This window comes from Alphaproteobacteria bacterium LSUCC0719, assembly GCA_040839025.1.
GTDB lineage: Bacteria > Pseudomonadota > Alphaproteobacteria > Puniceispirillales > Puniceispirillaceae > UBA8309.
The window spans coordinates 134,374-151,195 of record JBFPJN010000005.1 but is presented as its reverse complement, the minus strand read 5'-3'; the positions used below and the strand labels follow the sequence as shown (position 1 = coordinate 151,195).

Genomic DNA, 16,822 nt, shown 5'->3' with positions numbered 1-16,822 from the left:
TTCAGCCAGCTGCCGCTTCCCCGCTGCGCTTGGCTGCCACCATTTCCTTGGCTGTCTCGACAGCCACCGCGGCATCCCGGCAATAGGCGTCGGCACCGATCGAGTCGGCGAACGCCTCGTTCAGCGGCGCACCGCCGACAAGAACGATGTAGTCGTCGCGGATACCCTTTTCGACAAGCGCGTCAATGACAACCTTCATGTAAGGCATGGTGGTCGTCAGCAGCGCCGACATCCCCAGAATGTCCGGCTTGTGTTCCTCAAGCGCCTCGAGATAGTTCTCGACCGGGTTGTTGATCCCGATATCGACGACGTCGAATCCAGCACCTTCCAGCATCATCGAGACAAGGTTCTTGCCGATATCATGGATATCGCCCTTGACCGTGCCGATGACCATCGAGCCAACCTTCGGCGCGCCGGTCTCTGCCAGTAATGGCCGCAGGATTGTCATCCCCGCCTTCATCGCGTTGGCAGCCATCAGCACTTCGGGAACGAACAGGATGCCGTCGCGGAAATCGATTCCAACAATGGTCATGCCTTCAACAAGCGCCTTGGTCAGGACATCATAGGGTGTCCAGCCACGCGCCAGCAGGATCTCGACACCTTCACGGATTTCGTCCTGAAGACCGTCATAGAGATCGTCATGCATTTGCTGGACAAGTTCATCGTCATCCAGCTCGGCAAGGATGATATCCTCTTCATCAGCCATGTTATCGCTCCGTCGTCGAGGCGGCAATTTTGCCGGTTGGTTGCGACTTCAGGATTGCGGCATGCCACCACCGGACTGTGGGGCAAGCGCGACCGAATCTATTTGTTTCACGACACTGCTGGCGGAATATGGCGGATATCAGCGTTATTCTTCAATCTGATGTCGCGTCATGATGGGCACGCTGATCGCGGTGAACACCAGTGAAATGGCGGTTATTCCGAAGACCTTGAAGGTTACCCAATCGCTTGTACTCATGGTTCGCCAGGCAATTTCATTGGCCAGTGCCGTGGTCAGGAACATTGCCACCCAGACCCAGCTGATGGCGCGCCATCCGGCATCGGACATGCGAAGCTGTGAGCCCATGATGGCACCAAGCGGATTGCGTCCGATCAGCCTGCCGCCGGCGATCACCGCCGCCAGCAGACATGTCAGCACCGTCGGCTTGATCTTGATGAACAGATCATTGTCGAACCAGACCGAAAGCCCGCCAAAAAATGCCACTGCAATGCAGCCGACGAGCGCCATCATCGAAACCCGGCGTTCCAGCACCCAGCCTACCGCCAGCGCCACGATGGTTGTGCCGACAAGCACCTTCACCGCCAGCATGAAATCCCCGGTCATGTAATTGACGGCAAAGAACACCACCAGCGGACCGAGATCGAGCAGCATTTTGCGGCCCGGCCGTTCTGCAGGCGAGCGTTCGCCGGACCCGGAATCGGTGCCGGCGCGGCTATCCTGGGGGTTGTTCTGGTCTGAATTTACAGGTTCGTTCACGTCATTGGCTCCAGGTCGGTCGGGGCGTTGGATACGGGGACATCATGCGGCAATGCCGGTCATCATCGCCTCGCAGGCGGCGGCAACCTCGCGGATCAGCCCGCCACCATCACGGCGGTTGCGCGCCTCTTCGCCAAGATGGCGTCTCCACAGCCGCGCCCCGCGCTGGCCGTGATAGAGGCCCAGCATATGGCGCGTGATGGTGTGCAGCGGCACCCCTTCGGCAACCTGACGGTCAGCGTAATCCGCCATCCGACCGGCAATTTCAAGCCGCGACGGCATCATGCGGCGATCCATGGCAGCCAGAAGGTCAGCCAGGATCATCGGCGTGCGATAGGCGGCCCTGCCAAGCATGACACCGGCAAAGCGGTCCAGCTCCGGCATCACCACATCCACTGTGTCGAGGCCCCCGTTCAGAATGATATCAAGGTCCGGGCGGCGTTCGGCAAGTCGGTGGGCACGGTCATAATCCAACGGCGGAATATCCCGGTTCTCCTTCGGGCTGAGACCATTCAGCCAGGCTTTGCGGGCATGGAGATAGATCACCGTGACGCCGGCCGCGGTCACCGTATCGACAAAATGATCCAAACCCGCCTCGGGGTCCATATCATCGATCCCGATCCGGCATTTCACCGTCACCGGCAGATCGGTGGCGGCCTTGATCGCCGCCATGCAGTCTGCAACCAGGTTCGGTTCCGCCATCAGACAGGCACCAAACCGCCCGGACTGCACCCGGTCAGACGGGCAGCCGGCATTCAGGTTGATTTCGGCATAGCCGTAACCGGCGGCAAGATTTGTTGCCTCGGCAAGTCTGTCCGGATCGCTGCCACCAAGCTGCAGCGCCACGCGAACGCCGGCGTTGATGTCTTCGGGGGCCTGCGCCAGCAACCTGTCACGATCACCGTGGATCACCGCGTCTGCCGTCACCATTTCGGTAAACAGCAGGGCGCCGGGCGCGATGTGGCTGTGGAAGTGCCGACAATGCCGGTCCGTCCAATCCATCATCGGCGCCACGCACAGGCGCCGGTCCAGCGCTGGACCTGATGTCGTGTTGTCTGTCATGGCCCCTTCTATATAACAAGTCGGCAGGCGAAGCCACCGCGCGGCAGCTCAGCCGGCAGGACGGTCAGAGAAGATCAAAGGGATTGCGCGCCTTTCTATCCTGTATGGCCAGAACCCATGCGTCCGGGTCGATTTCCATTTCCCGTCGCAATCTGGTCTCCACCGTGTCCTCGCCAACCCAGCCATCATCATGCAGCCCGCCAACAACGGGTCTCCATCCATAGCTGCCGTCAAATTCCAGCGATCGCGCCAGCAGACGATGCCGACCATCCAGCGCATCGATATGAACAAGAATGGCACCGGCCTCGGCATTGCCCCGACGCAGCACAACACAGTCGATCAATTCGCCACCGGCAATCCGCAGGGCGGCACCGACCAGCATTTCGGTTTTCATCCGTGCCATCATCGGCCTGTCCACATGCCAGCTGTCCGCATTCTAGAAATCGCTGCAGCGACCCTTTTGTTCCCAATCGCCATAGCGTGTTGGTTCCGGACCTTTCGGACCATTGACCTCAACCGGCACATCCGGGTCGGTTTCCGGTCGTTCGGGCTGTGCCGGATCGGTGTTGCGTGCGGTGTCTGTCTTGTCAGTGTCCATGAAAACCTATATGCCCCGTGACATGCGTAAAAACAAGCCGAGCCATACGGCCACCCCATCAGCATCACCTGCACCCCACAAGATGGCCAAGAGCGGCGTTGCCAGCCGTCTGGCCGCTTTCAGGGCGCTGCAGGACGTTTCCGGGGGACGACATCTGGATGACGGGCTGCGCCATACCGGCGATCTGGCACCGCGTGACCGTGCCTTTGTCCGGCTGCTGGTGACAACGGTACTGCGTCGCGGTGGACAGATCGACAGGGTGCTTGACCAGATCATGACCAAACGTCCGGCGGGGCGCAGCCGGGACGCCGTCGAAATATTGCGTCTGGGCGCGGCACAGCTGCTGTTTCTTGAAACCGGGGCCCATGCCGCCGTCGACAGCACGGTGGATCTGATGCGCGCGGCAGGTTTTGACAGCATGACCGGGCTTGCCAATGCGGTGATGCGACGCCTGTCACGTGATGGGATTGAAATCCTGGCCACGACAAATCCGGAAGACAACCTGCCGGACTGGATCCTGCAGTCATGGCACCATCACTGGGGCCGGGAACGCACCCGTCAGACCATGGAACTGGCGATGGTGCCGCCACCGCTGGATATCACGCCCTTGCGTGACCCGACCGACTGGGCGGCACAGCTTGATGGTATTCTTGTCGACGGACATACAGTTCGCCGTGATTTTGACGGCGACCCGACACAGCTTGCCGGCTTTGAGGACGGTTCATGGTGGGTTCAGGACGCCGCCGCCGCATTGCCTGCACGCCTGTTCGGCGACATTGCCGGACGCCGGGTTGTCGATCTGTGCGCCGCGCCAGGTGGCAAGACAGCCCAGCTTGTCACCGCCGGCGCGCAGGTGACCGCCATCGACACATCCGAGCGACGGCTGAGAATTCTGCGGCGGAACCTGCAACGCCTGAACATGACGGCAGAGCTTGTTCAGACGGACGGACGTCGCTACCGGCCCGAAGACAAGGTTGATGCCGTGCTGATCGACGCGCCCTGTTCGGCGACCGGAACGCTGCGCCGCCGTCCCGACGTGCCGGGACATCGAACAGCTGCAGATGTCGAAAAACTTGCAAAGACCCAGAGCGAACTTCTTGCCGCGGCCGGCGAATGGCTGGCGCCGGGCGGGTGCCTTATTTACGCCACCTGTTCGCTTCAGCATGAAGAAGGAGAAGCCATCATCGACGCCTATTTGCGCCGACCAGACAGCCACATGATGATTGACCCTGTCCTGCCACAGGAAGCCGGATGGTTTGCGCCGGCGCTGACAGAGGCAGGGACGCTGCGGATTGTGCCCGCGGATTTTGCAACGTTTGGCGGTGTTGACGGCTTCTATATTGCCAGGTTGAAATCCAGGCATGGATAAAATCCGGTTTGGCAAGCGACAGGAGCAGGGAAGCAGGTGATGGCGGGGCGTGACGACAGTCAATCGGCAGCGACCATGCCCATGCGGCCATCAAGCCCCATGCGACTGTCCGGCATTGAACGGCTGTACCGCCAGAGCGGCCTGTTCGGCTGGCAGATCCGTGGCGCGCCGCGAAGCCTGATGCGTGCCGGACTGCAGGATCCGTGGCAGGGTGAGACACACAGCGGTGCGGGGCTGGCGACGGGACAGACCGTCCCAGCCTGGAATGACGAAGACGGCGCGCGCTTTGGCTGGCTGCGTCACCTGCGTGCCGAGGGTGGCGACACAGCGCGCGTCAAGGCCCGGGAACTGATCACGCGGTGGATTGCCGACAATCAGACCTGGCACCTTCCCGACTGGCGTCCCGACATCATGGGGGCACGGCTGGCACATCTGGCGTTGAATTTCGGCTGGTACGGCATTTCCGCTGATGAGGATTTTCAGCAAAGGCTTGCCGCATCGGTGGAAATGCAGCTGCGATGCCTTGCCATTGACTGGCGGCGGATGCGCAGCCTGGATGACCAGATCGGGGCGCTATGCGGGCTTGCCCTTGCCGAGGCCGCGATGGGTGCCGATGCGACCCGACTCGACGCCCTTCTCGATATCCTGATGCCCAAGCTTGCTGCTGTCATCCTTCCCGATGGCGGCCATGTCAGCCGCATGCCGGACAGGCATATTCTTTTGCTGCGCCGGCTCGTCGAAATCCGCATGGCGACAAGCCTTGCCGGTGCCGACGGAACCGAGCTTGCCGAGACGATTGACCGGATGGGGGGGATTGTTCGGATGTGGCGTCATGGCGATGGAAGTCTGGCGCATTTCAATGGTGCCGGCAGACTGCCGACAAACATCATCGAGGAAACCCTGTCCCGATCCGGAACCCGCAACAAGACCATGCAGCAGGCACCCTATAGCGGGTTCCTTCGCATTGGCAGTGGCCGTACCGTTGTGATCATGGATGCCGGCGAGCCGAAAAGGGCCGGCGACGACACCGTGACCGGCCTTGGCACGCTGGGGTTCGAAATGAGCGTTGGCCAGACCAGAATGATTGTCAATTCGGGTCAGATGATGACGGATCCAACGCTGCGCAGAGTCATGTGTTCGACAGCGGCACATTCAACGGTCGGGCTGGACAATCAGAATTCATCACGACTTCAGGATGGGCGAGTCGCCTCGGTGTCCGGCGTCGAGGTTGGCGAAGCGCAATCCGGGCTTCTTGCCGTTGCCTCACATGACGGATTTGAGGCATCGCACGGCATTCTTCACCATCGCAAACTATACCTGCGAACCGGCGGCACCAATCTGCGGGGGTCGGACACGCTTGAATATACCGGCGCACCGGGGGAAATACCCAACCTTGCCTATGCCCGTTTTCACCTCCATCCCCGGATCACCGCCGCGCCACTGCCAAATGGCACCGTGTTGATGAAAATCCGGGGCAGCCGGATTGGCTGGACCTTCAAGGCGTCTGGTGGCTTGGTCGATGTCGACAATTCAGTCTATTTCGAAGACGGCGTTCGCCAGGCAAGCCAGCAGATTGTCGTCAAAGCCATGATCAGCGACATTCGCACCATGGGCTCGCACGAAATCAAATGGGCTTTCACCCGCACCGCACAATAGCCGCGCGCCTCATCAACAGCACATAAAGATGACACCACAGTGCCGGTTCGCATTGCCATTCGGCGGCGGCTTTGCCATAAGGCAGGCGAGTTTTTCAGCAAACACCGGAGCAACCTCAGCATGACATCACGGCGTGCCCTTCTGTCCGTTTCCGACAAGACCGGCCTTATTGACTTTGCCACAAGCCTTGTCGCGCAGGGTTTTGAAATTCTGTCCACCGGCGGCACCGCCACCACGCTTCGCGAGGCCGGGCTTGCGGTCACGGATGTTGCCGAGGTCACCGGATTTCCTGAAATCATGGATGGACGGGTCAAGACCCTTCATCCCAATATTCATGGCGGTCTGCTGGCACGGCGGGACAATGAGGCGCATCTTGCAGCGATGCAGGAACAGGGAATCGAGGGAATCGATCTGCTGGCGGTCAATCTCTATCCGTTTGAACAGCAGCGGGCGAAAACCGACGATTTTGCAACCCTTGTCGAATATATCGATATTGGCGGCCCGGCGATGCTTCGTGCTGCAGCGAAGAACCATGAATTTGTCACCGTGCTGTGCGACCCGGCAGATTATGACGGTGTGATCGACGAGCTGGCCACATCCGGTGAGGTCAGCCGGGAAACACGCCGCCGTCTTGCCGGCCGGGTCTATGCGCGGACCGCCGCCTATGACCAGGCCATCGCCGACTGGATGGCGGGTGACGGGCTGGGTGAGTCCATGACCGTTGCCGGGCGCCGGCTTCAGGAATTGCGCTATGGCGAAAACCCGCACCAGAAGGCCGCCCTCTATGCCGCCGGTCCGGCCCGGCCCGGTGTCGCAAGCGCAACCCAGATTCAGGGCAAGCCGCTATCCTACAACAATCTGAACGACACCGACGCGGCCTTCGAACTGGCCGCCGAATTCACCGATCCGACAATTGCGATCATCAAACACGCCAACCCGTGCGGGGTTGCCTCGGCAGGATCGCTTGGCGAGGCATGGGACGCGGCGCTTGCCGCCGATCCGGTCAGCGCCTTTGGTGGCATTGTCGCCGCCAACATGCCGCTTGACGGCGAGACAGCCCGCCGTATCACCAGCATCTTCACCGAAGTGGTGATTGCGCCGGATGCCGACGAGCAGGCACGCGCCATTCTGGCTGAAAAGCCCAACCTGCGTCTGCTGACAACAGGTGCCATGCCGACAGCGGACAGCAACGCGGTGAAGATCAAATCGGTCAGTGGCGGGTTTCTGGCGCAGTCGCGCGACAGCGGCATGATCACCGCCGCCGATCTGAAAATCGTTACCAGCGCCCTGCCCGATGCCGCCCAGCTTGCCGACATGATGTTTGCCTGGCGCGTGGTCAAACATGTGAAATCCAACGCCATCGTCTTTGCCCGCGATCTGTGTACGGTCGGGGTCGGGGCCGGCCAGATGAGCCGCGTCGATTCGGCCCGCATCGCCGCCCAGAAGGCACGTGATGCAGCCACCCACAATGGCTGGCAGACCCCCAGAACAATCGGATCTGTGGCGGCATCGGATGCGTTCTTTCCGTTTGCCGACGGGCTGGCGGCGCTGATCGATGCGGGGGCCACGGCCGTGATCCAGCCGGGCGGATCAAAGGCTGACGAAACCGTGATTGCCGTCGCCGATGAGGCTGGAATCGTAATGGCGATGACGGGTATGCGGCACTTCAATCACTGATCACGGCAATCACTGATCCCAGCCGCGGGTAGATGGCGCATCGCGCCCCCTGCTTGCGCCCATTCTTTGCAGCTATTGGCGTGTGGTCTGTCGACGGGCAACGGTCCAGACCTTGCGCATCAATGTCGGCAGGCTTGCCGGTCGCACAGCGTGCCAGTCCTCCGTTGGGGTGGCTGCGGGACATTCGGCAATCGCGACATCCATTGTCAGGGTGAAATGCGTGAACACGTGGCTGACTCTTTCACCGGCCATCCGCCAATCGGCAGCAAAAGGTGAGCTGGCCAACGGGTTGTCGACGTCATAGGGACCGTCTTCACCGGTCCATCCGGCGGATGGAAAGGCAAGCATGCCGCCAAGCATGCCGCGTTCAGGCCGTGTCACCATGAATGCCTGACCGTCACCATCCATTGCGACAAAGGCAATGCCGCGGCGTTCCGGCTTGGTCTTTTTGGGTGCCTTTACAGGCCACTGCTCGGGCGTGCCGGCATGGCCTGCCGCGCATCCCTCGGCCAACGGACAGGCCATGCAACCGGGGTTGCGCGGCGTGCAGACGGCATTGGCGAAATCCATCAGCGCCTGCGGAAAGTCCGACGGACGGTCTGCCGGCAGGATAGCGTCATAGAGGCCGCCAATTTCGGACTTGGCCGCAGGGAGCGGTGTCGAGATCGCAAAATACCGCGCCAGAACCCGTTCAATATTGCCATCGACAACCGTACTGCGGCGGCCAAAGGCGATTGCCGCGATAGCCCCGGCCGTATAGGGGCCGATTCCCGGAAGACGACGCAGCCCGTCAACATCATCGGGAAACGCACCATCGAGATCGTCACATACCATTCTGGCGGCGCGGTGCAGGTTGCGCGCCCGTGCGTAGTAACCAAGCCCGGCCCAGGCCGCCATCACTTCGTCCTGATCGGCAGCCGCAAGGTCGCAGACGCCGGGCCAGCGTCTGGTGAATTCCAGAAAATAGGGAATGACCGTCGCGACCACCGTCTGCTGCAGCATGATTTCCGACAGCCAGACATGATAGGCGGGTGCCAGATCCGGCCAGCGATGCCGCCAGGGCAGGTGGCGGCCATGACGGTCATACCAGTCGAAAACAGCCGTTGCGGGAAAGGTCGCTTTGCTCATGGCGCCAAGACTGGCATAGCGTTCCCCGCCATTCAATTGCCAGCCAGCATCACAATGGTCGCACCGGCATCTGTGTGCTAGTCTTGACCTGCGTCATCATTCTGTCACCTCGTCACACAATATGGGATAACCGGGCATGACCGCCGATCGCCGACACCGCATGACACGCCTATCAAGGCTGGTTGACGGCATGGTCGCGCCAAGTGTGCGTGAACGTGGCTTTGTGATCAGCCGCCTGGTATCCAACTGGCGTCAGATTGCCGGCGATATGGCCAGCTGGAGCCGTCCCACCCAGCTGAACCTGTCGCGTCGCGGAGGGGGCACGCTGAAGGTGGCAATCGCCAGTGGTTACGGGCCGATCGCGCTGCAGATGAAACAGCCGATCATGGACCGGGTCAATGCCACCTTTGGATATCGTGCCGTTGCCGAGGTGGTGTTCGTCCAGACGCTTGTTCCGCAACCGGAAACACCAAAACATCATCCAGCGCCGCCACCCGCCCCGCTTGCCGAATCGATATGGGAACTTGACGCCAGGCTTGAGAAAATCAAATCCCCTGAAGTGCGCGCCGCACTGCGCCGTCTTGGCCGGGCTGAGGGCAGCTGAGGACCGGGCCGAATCTTGGTTTTCGCGGTGTGAATCTGCATTGCCCACAGCCCTTGCTTTGGCTATTGTGACGCCATGAAACCGAATCCAGAAACCACGCCCGTCCTGTCTCGACGACGCTTTGCCGCGATGACTGCCTGTGCCACGTCGCTGGTCGCTGTTGCGCCGCGCGCCGTTGCCAGTGACGATCTGCTTGATCGCGCGCTGGCACCACGCTTTGTCGGCAATGACGACGCCCCGATCAGGGTGGCGGAATATTACTCGATGACATGCGGACATTGCGCCGATTTCCATAACAACACCTTTCCCAAGGTGAAGGCCAAGCTGATCGATGAAGGCATAGTCCGGTTCGAGATGCGCCCCTTCCCGCTTGACGGTCTGGCGCTGCGTGCGCACGCGCTGGTCCGCGCCGTGCCGGAATCGAAATTCTTCCCTCTGGTCAAGATGCTTCTTGCCAAACAGCCTGTCTGGGTGCGTGCCGCCGATCCGGTTGCCGAACTTCAGAAGATGGCACGGCTTGCCGGTATCAGCGCTGATGAATTCAACGGAATCATGCGCAACAGGCCGCTGCTGGAGGGTATCGTCGATCTTCGTCAGCAAGGTATGGACGCCTGGAAAATCAGCGCCACCCCGTCATTTGTCGTGAATGATGATCTGACAATTTCCGGCAACAGGAATTATGATGAATTTGCCGAACTGCTCAGCGCCTATGGGGCATGAGACGGCGGTAGCCATGTTTTCCGAGTTGTGTTTCCTGACAGGGTCTGGTGGCCGTCTGTGATTTTCCGTACCCTGAAAATGACAGGTTTCAAGTCCTTTGCCGACGCGGCAGAGGTTGAGATCGAGTCGGGCATGACCGGCATTGTCGGTCCGAACGGGTGCGGCAAATCCAATATCGTCGAGGGTCTGCGCTGGGTCATGGGCGAAAGCAATGCCCGGCAGATGCGCGGCTCGGAAATGGACGATGTGATCTTTTCCGGGACCGAACAGCGTCCGGCCCGCAACCTTGCCGAAATCACCCTGCATCTGGACAACAGCAATCGCAGCGCGCCAAGCGAGTTCAATGGCGAGGATGAGCTGGAGATCACGCGCAAGATCGAACGTGGCAAGGGAAGCAGCTATTTCGTCAACGCCAAGCCGGCGCGGGCCAAGGATGTGCAGCTTCTGTTTGCCGATTCCGCGACCGGCGCGCGCTCGTCCGGCATCGTCTCGCAGGGGCGCATCGGTGCCATTGTCGGTGCGCGGCCAGTGGATCGCCGGGCACTTCTTGAGGAAGCTGCCAACATTCGAGGGCTGCATGCCCGCCGCCATGAAGCCGAATTGCGGTTGCGTGGTGCCGAAACAAATCTGGAACGGCTTGATGACGTCATTGCCGGCCTTGTCGAACAACGCGACTCACTTCGCAAACAGGCACGCCAGGCCGCACGCTACAGGTCTGTTGCCGACCGGATTCGCAAAGCGGACGCACAGCTTCTCATGGCCCGCTGGCATGCCGCCGAAGCATCACGGACCGAGGCCGATACGGCACTGAAAGCCGCCCAGGCCGCCGCCGCCGACCTGACCGGGGCCGCGGCCGCCAGCGCGACGGTTCGCACCGAACGCGCCGCCGCCTTGCCGGAACTGCGCGAGGCGGAAGTGGCGCGCGCTGCCGAATATCAGCGCCTTGCCATCACGCGCGACGAACTTGACCGCGAGGAGGCGCGCATACGCGACGCCATTGAACGCGGGGTCCGGCAGCAGGATCAGATGCGTGACGACATTGCGCGCGAGACCTCGCTTCGCAGCGATGCCGACGAAGCGATGGCCCGGCTTGGCAGTGAGGCGGATGCTCTGCAGGTACAGATTGATGATGCAGCACCGCAGCGTGAAGAGGCGGCGCAGCAGCTTGCCGCCGTGCGCGAGGAAGCCGGCACGGCCGAAGCCCGGCTTGCCGACGCCGCCGCCCAGGTGCGGGCCGCGGCCGCCACCCGCGACGCACTCGCCACGCGGATTACCGATCTGGAACGCCGCCTGGCTGCCGCCAGCGCGGCCCTTGGCGATATTTCGCTGGACTCGCTGCAGGAGGAAGCTGCCAGAACACAGGCCGATTTCAGCTCTGCGAGCGAGGCGGCCACCGCCGCACGCCAGCACCTCGACGCCGCCGAAAAGGCCTTTGCCGAGGCACAGGCGGCCGCCGAAACCGCGCTTGCCGCACGGCGTGATGCGGCAACCGGGACAGCCAGACTACAGGCCGAAATCGATGCCCTGAGCTATCTCCTGACTGGCCCTGACAGCAGCGCCGACACACCGATCCTCGACAGCCTGACTGTCAGTGGCAACATGGAAAAGGCTCTGACGGCCTATCTTGCCGAGGAGTTGGCCGCACCGGCAGGAACAGGTGAAACGGCCTATTGGCGTGGCGGCACTGACGCGCCGTCGCTCAGCCCGCCTGACGGCACGGTAGCGTTGGCGGATTTTGTCAGCGGCGCACCGGAACTGACGACGGCACTTGCCGGTGTTGGCGTTGTCGACAGCGCGTCCGAGGCCCAGTCCATGCATCCGTCGCTGCAGCCGGGCCAGGCGCTGACAACCCGTGATGGCGGTCTGTGGCGCTGGGACGGATTTGTGCGCCGGAGCGCCGCCCAGGACAGCAGTGCCGAGCGCATTCGCCAGCGCCAGCGGCTGGAAAGCCTGCAGGCTGATCTGGTATCGGCCACCGCCACCGAAACCACACAGACCGAGGCTGCCACCGCCGCCGAGGACAGGCTGCAAAGCGCCCGCGAGGCACTGGCCGACCAGCGCGGGACCACCGAAGCCGCCGAAGCGGCCAGAGCCACAGCGCGTCAGCAAGAGGAAAGTGCCCGTCTGCGACTGGATACGGCACACCAACGTGCAAGTGAACTCGACGACGCCATCACCAGCATGAACGCCGATCTTGCCACCGCCAATGCCAGTGCGGCGGCGCTTGGCGATGATGCAGCCCTTGCCAGCGCCGAGGAAGACGCCCGCCAGCAGGCCGAGGCCGCACGCGGCAGGCTGGCCGAGGCGATGCAGTCCGAATCGCGTCTTGCCGAGACATTGCGCGCCGCGCGTAACAGGCTGACAAGCTGCCAGCAGGAAGCGGCGCAATGGCAACAACGCCAGGCCGGGGCCGCGACCCGCGTGGAACAGATGCAGGCGCGTCTTGCCGAAGCCGAAGCCGAACAGGCACGGCTTGCCGCGATGCCAGACGAAATCACCGCGCGGCGACATGACATGGCAGACAGGCTGGACGCGGCGGAGACCGCACGGCAGGTGGCGGCGGATGCCCTGAGCCTGGCGGAAACGGCACTTGCAGAGGCCGAAGCGGCGCAGCGAGACGCGGATGCCGCGCTGGCGGCCAGCCGCGAGCAGTTGATCCGGGCCGAAGGCATGCGCGAGCGCGCCGAGGAAAGCCGGCGCGTCATTTTCGAACTGATTGGTGAAAAGCTTGGCTGCACGCCGGAAGGGCTTCCCGAACTTGCCGAGGCACAGGATGCCGGAACCCTGCCCGAGCTTGGCATATTGGAGGACCGGGTACGGCGGTTGATCCGCGAGCGCGACAATATCGGCCCGGTCAATCTTCGCGCCGAAACCGAAATGGCCGAAGTTGCCGGGCGGATTGAAACAATGGAAGCCGAGGCGGAAGACCTTGTTGCCGCCATTGAAAAACTTCGTACCGCCATCGCAAAGCTGAACCGGCAGGGCCGCGAACAGCTGCTTGGCAGCTTTGCCGAGGTCAACACCCATTTCAAGGATCTGTTCAAGATCCTGTTTGGTGGCGGCACGGCGGAACTTCAGTTGACCGAGTCGGATGACCCGCTGGAGGCCGGTCTCGAAATTCTGGCACAACCACCCGGTAAACGGCTGCAATCCCTGTCGCTGCTGTCCGGTGGTGAACAGGCACTGACCGCGCTGGCGATCATCTTTGCCGTGTTCCTGACCAATCCCGCGCCAATCTGCGTTCTCGATGAGGTCGATGCCCCGCTTGATGACACCAATGTCACCAGATTCTGCGACCTGCTCAGGGAAATCACCAACAAGACAAGCACACGCTTCCTGGTGATCACGCACCATCGGATGACAATGGCGCGGATGGACCGGTTGTTCGGTGTGACCATGGAACAGCGCGGCATTTCGAAACTTGTCTCGGTCGATTTGCAGACCGCCGAGCGAATCCGCGACGCCGCTGTAGCCTGATCAGATACGAGCCCCATGTCAGGGCCACTTTGTCACACAGTCAAACCCACGGATTTGCTGACAAAATCACGCCCGATTGAAAGCTTGACAAATGTCGAGCCCCACCCCTATTTTGTGCGCGATTTCGGGCTCCGGATGACGCCGCCTTGTGCGGGGGAAATCGGGTCCGGTCGCATGGACATCAACCGCACGGGATGAGCAACGGCACACCGTCTTTTGTCTTGTGGCCACGGGCCTGACACCAGCTTGCTGGGTTGGCTTGCGGTCATGACCGGCCTCTGTGACGATACTGACATGAACAACAATGAACGGCACCGCGGCGATGACCGCCTGCAGGAACTAGAGCGCCGCATTGACCGCATGCAGGAAGACAGAGCCGAAAAGGCGCGCGGGCCCGACCGTCACGGTCTGCCAGCCGGTGCAGGGGCCATTCTGGCGCGTGTGGCAACAGAGCTTGTTGCCGGCGTCATGGTCGGATCGTTCATCGGCTGGGTGCTTGATCGCTGGTTTGGAACATCACCGCTGTTTCTGGTGTTGTTGTTCTTTCTCGGCGCTGCTGCCGGCATGTTGAATGTCTGGCGCATGGTGTCGGGACGCGGCATGGCCGCGGGGTATTTTGACGAGCATCGGCAGGATGCCGGGCATGAAGACAAGCAGGACGGCAAATAGCCGTCAGGTAGTGAGAGGACGACCGACCAATGGCTTCTGAGGGCATGCATTCCCCGGTTGAGCAGTTCGAGATCAAACCGATCATCGAGCTTAATGCTGGCGGCTTCGACATCTCCTTTACGAATTCCAGCCTGTTCATGCTGCTGGCCATGCTTGTTGGCGGCGGCTTCCTGTTCAGCGCGATGCGCAACCGCGAACTGGTCCCCGGACGGATGCAGGGCGCGGCCGAGATGATGTATGAATTTGTGGCCGATATGGTGCGAAGCAATGTCGGGAATGACGGTCGCGCCTATTTCCCGTTTGTCTTTACCCTGTTCGTGTTCCTGCTTTTCGGCAACATGCTGGGGCTGATCCCCTATTCCTATACATTTACATCGCAGATCATTGTGACCTTTGCGATGGCCGGGTTCATCTTCATCGCCGTGACGCTGATCGGCCTGTTCAAGCATGGACTGCATTTCTTCAGCTTCTTCGTGCCGCAGGGTGCGCCAAAGGTGCTGATCCCGTTCCTGATCGTCATCGAGGTGATTTCCTATTTTGTGCGCCCGGTCAGCCTGTCTGTCCGACTGTTCGCCAACATGCTTGCCGGACACACAATGCTGAAGGTGTTTGCCGGTCTTGCGGTGATGATTTCGGGCGCCGGCGGAATTGCCATGACCGGGTCGTTGCTGCCTTTCCTGGCGCTTGTCGGCCTGACGGGTCTGGAAGTGCTGGTGGCAGCGCTTCAGGCCTATGTTTTCACCATCCTGACTTGCATGTATCTGAATGACGCGCTGCATCTTCACTAGGCACAGCGTGGCGTAACGTTAACCGCTGACGTTCAAAAGCGGCCCTGAGAAACAACGATAATTGTGAATTGATTCAAAACCTACGGAAGGACTAGGAAAATGGAAGTAGAAGCTGCAAAAATGATCGGTGCCGGACTGGCTGTGATCGCTCTTGCCGGCGTTGGTGTCGGTATCGGCAACATCTTCTCCGCTCTTGTGACTTCGATTGCCCGCAATCCTGCAGCCCGCGGTGAAGTGTTCGGCATCGGCATTCTGGGCTTTGCCCTGACTGAAGCTATCGCGCTGTTCGCGCTGGTTGTTGCGCTGCTGCTTCTGTTCGCCCTCTAGGCCGGCTTTCCGGACCCGAATGCGGTACCCGTGCCGGGCAATGTTCCGGCACAGGTGCCCATCAAGGAGACTGGCATGAGAAGAGTGCACGCATGGGCAGGTCAGGCCCTTTTCGCGGTGATGGCGACAGCCACATCGGCAGCACACGCGGCTGGCGGTGAAGCCGGGCTTCCGCAGCTGAAGATCGGTACTTGGCCGTCACAGCTGTTCTGGCTCGTCGTCATTTTCGCCATTGGGTACATTTTCATGGCCCGGGTGGTGACGCCGCGCATCGGATCGGTACTCGAAGAAAGACGCACGCGTCTTGACGAGGATCTGGCACGCGCACGCGAGGCCAGCACCGAGGCGGCGCAGACACGCGCCGACTACGAGGCAAGCCTGGACCAGGCCCGCAACGAGGCTGCCGAATTCGCGCGCAATGCCGCGGTCGAGGCACAGGCAAAAGGCGACGCTGCCGAAAAGAAGGCCGCCAAGAAAATGGCGACAAAGATCGGCAAGGCGGAAGCTGCGCTTGCCGAGGCACGTGCCGAAGCCGAGAACAACCTGACGGACATTGCTGCCGAAGCCGCCATTGACGCTGCGACCCAGATCGCCGGTGTCAAGGTGACGAAGGCACAAGCCGACAAGGTGGTAAAGGCCGCGGCCAAATCGATGGCCGTGCAGGAGGCTGTGTGATGGAAGGCATTGTGATGGAATCCGTATGGGTGGCGGTCGGCTTTGTCGTCTTCATTGCCCTGGTATGGAAAAAAGCCGGTGCCGCCCTGTCAGCCATGCTTGACGAGCGGGCAACGAAAATTCGCAGCGAGCTGGACGAGGCGCGCGCGCTTCGTGAAGAGGCGCTGGATGAACTTCATCAGTTCCAGCGTCTGCACCGTGAAGCCGCCGAGGAGGCCAAGGCCATCCTGAAGACGGCCGAGGCCACCGCCGAGCGGATTCGCGAAAATGCGGAAAAGGCTGCTGAAGAGACCATCAAGCGTCGCGAACAGCAGGCAACTGCCAAGATCAAGGCAGCGGAAGCCGCGCTTGTATCGGAACTTCGCGAGAAAGCATCGACGCTTGCGATTGCGTCCGCAGCCCAGATCATCACATCAAAGCTGGACGACAAATCCAGCCTTGCCCTGATTGATGAATCGGCGGCCGAGATCGAAAAGCTCAACTGATCCTGCGCAGCCGATCGTCCATCCGGCCGATCGGCAACACGCAACATGAACAACAAGGGATGGGCGCGCCTCCGGTGGGCCCGTCCCTTTTTCATTTCGGCCGGATG

Annotated in this window: 17 protein-coding genes; 11 read left to right on the top strand and 6 right to left on the bottom strand. The window is 61.4% G+C overall.

Translation table 11 applies throughout. The features are described 5' to 3' along the window. Position 1: 1 nt before the first annotated feature. The 5 genes from AB3X55_10605 to AB3X55_10585 all read right to left on the bottom strand — a co-directional run bounded on the left by AB3X55_10605 (position 2) and on the right by AB3X55_10585 (position 3,140). Positions 2 to 706 (bottom strand): corrinoid protein, encoded by a 705-nt coding sequence (locus AB3X55_10605; protein ID MEX0504034.1) that lies wholly within the window; start codon positions 704 to 706, stop codon positions 2 to 4. A gap of 144 nt (positions 707 to 850) precedes the next feature. Further along, positions 851 to 1,480, bottom strand: a complete 630-nt coding sequence (locus AB3X55_10600) for an inner membrane-spanning protein YciB (GenBank protein ID MEX0504033.1) — start codon at positions 1,478 to 1,480, stop codon at positions 851 to 853. Positions 1,481 to 1,522: 42 nt separating this feature from the next. After that, on the bottom strand, positions 1,523 to 2,542 hold the full coding sequence (gene dusA / locus AB3X55_10595; protein ID MEX0504032.1) for a tRNA dihydrouridine(20/20a) synthase DusA: 1,020 nt from the start codon (positions 2,540 to 2,542) through the stop codon (positions 1,523 to 1,525). Between the two features lie 64 nt (positions 2,543 to 2,606). After that, the gene (locus tag AB3X55_10590; protein ID MEX0504031.1) at positions 2,607 to 2,948 is read right to left on the bottom strand and encodes a DUF1491 family protein; all 342 of its coding nucleotides are present in this window, start codon (positions 2,946 to 2,948) and stop codon (positions 2,607 to 2,609) included. A gap of 30 nt (positions 2,949 to 2,978) precedes the next feature. Beyond that, positions 2,979 to 3,140, bottom strand: coding sequence for a DUF1674 domain-containing protein (locus AB3X55_10585; GenBank protein MEX0504030.1), 162 nt, complete (start codon positions 3,138 to 3,140; stop codon positions 2,979 to 2,981). On the opposite strand from AB3X55_10585, the gene AB3X55_10580 reads away from it, so the two are divergent. From AB3X55_10580 to purH, 3 genes are all read left to right on the top strand, one after another. Next, positions 3,139 to 4,509 (top strand): RsmB/NOP family class I SAM-dependent RNA methyltransferase, encoded by a 1,371-nt coding sequence (locus AB3X55_10580; GenBank protein MEX0504029.1) that lies wholly within the window; start codon positions 3,139 to 3,141, stop codon positions 4,507 to 4,509. The two genes, AB3X55_10585 and AB3X55_10580, sit on opposite strands and share 2 nt — an antisense overlap. 39 nt (positions 4,510 to 4,548) lie before the next feature. Beyond that, on the top strand, positions 4,549 to 6,165 hold the full coding sequence (locus AB3X55_10575) for a heparinase II/III family protein (GenBank protein ID MEX0504028.1): 1,617 nt from the start codon (positions 4,549 to 4,551) through the stop codon (positions 6,163 to 6,165). 120 nt (positions 6,166 to 6,285) lie between these two features. After that, positions 6,286 to 7,842, top strand: a complete 1,557-nt coding sequence (purH, locus tag AB3X55_10570) for a bifunctional phosphoribosylaminoimidazolecarboxamide formyltransferase/IMP cyclohydrolase (GenBank protein ID MEX0504027.1) — start codon at positions 6,286 to 6,288, stop codon at positions 7,840 to 7,842. A gap of 72 nt (positions 7,843 to 7,914) precedes the next feature. On the opposite strand, the gene mutY is transcribed toward purH, so the two are convergent. Further along, the gene (mutY, locus tag AB3X55_10565; GenBank protein MEX0504026.1) at positions 7,915 to 8,970 is read right to left on the bottom strand and encodes an A/G-specific adenine glycosylase; all 1,056 of its coding nucleotides are present in this window, start codon (positions 8,968 to 8,970) and stop codon (positions 7,915 to 7,917) included. 136 nt (positions 8,971 to 9,106) lie between these two features. On the opposite strand from mutY, the gene AB3X55_10560 reads away from it, so the two are divergent. The 8 genes from AB3X55_10560 to AB3X55_10525 all read left to right on the top strand — a co-directional run bounded on the left by AB3X55_10560 (position 9,107) and on the right by AB3X55_10525 (position 16,715). Continuing rightward, entirely contained in the window at positions 9,107 to 9,574 is a 468-nt protein-coding gene (locus tag AB3X55_10560; protein ID MEX0504025.1) for a DUF721 domain-containing protein, read from the top strand. 75 nt (positions 9,575 to 9,649) lie between these two features. Beyond that, complete coding sequence (locus AB3X55_10555; GenBank protein MEX0504024.1) at positions 9,650 to 10,294, top strand: DsbA family protein; 645 nt, start codon at positions 9,650 to 9,652, stop codon at positions 10,292 to 10,294. A 57-nt stretch (positions 10,295 to 10,351) separates the two neighbouring features. Continuing rightward, positions 10,352 to 13,771 carry an AAA family ATPase gene (locus AB3X55_10550; GenBank protein ID MEX0504023.1) on the top strand — a complete coding sequence of 1,140 codons (3,420 nt, stop codon included), beginning with the start codon at positions 10,352 to 10,354 and terminating at the stop codon, positions 13,769 to 13,771. 267 nt (positions 13,772 to 14,038) lie between these two features. Continuing rightward, positions 14,039 to 14,440, top strand: coding sequence for an AtpZ/AtpI family protein (locus AB3X55_10545; GenBank protein MEX0504022.1), 402 nt, complete (start codon positions 14,039 to 14,041; stop codon positions 14,438 to 14,440). Positions 14,441 to 14,484: 44 nt separating this feature from the next. Continuing rightward, positions 14,485 to 15,228, top strand: a complete 744-nt coding sequence (locus AB3X55_10540; protein ID MEX0504021.1) for a F0F1 ATP synthase subunit A — start codon at positions 14,485 to 14,487, stop codon at positions 15,226 to 15,228. A 99-nt stretch (positions 15,229 to 15,327) separates the two neighbouring features. After that, a complete protein-coding gene (locus AB3X55_10535; GenBank protein MEX0504020.1) occupies positions 15,328 to 15,555 on the top strand; it encodes an ATP synthase subunit C family protein in 228 nt (75 codons plus the stop codon). A gap of 75 nt (positions 15,556 to 15,630) precedes the next feature. Next, a complete protein-coding gene (locus tag AB3X55_10530; GenBank protein ID MEX0504019.1) occupies positions 15,631 to 16,230 on the top strand; it encodes a hypothetical protein in 600 nt (199 codons plus the stop codon). After that, entirely contained in the window at positions 16,230 to 16,715 is a 486-nt protein-coding gene (locus AB3X55_10525; protein ID MEX0504018.1) for an ATP synthase F0 subunit B, read from the top strand. The genes AB3X55_10530 and AB3X55_10525 overlap by 1 nt, the downstream gene beginning before the upstream one ends. Positions 16,716 to 16,822 lie beyond the last annotated feature (107 nt).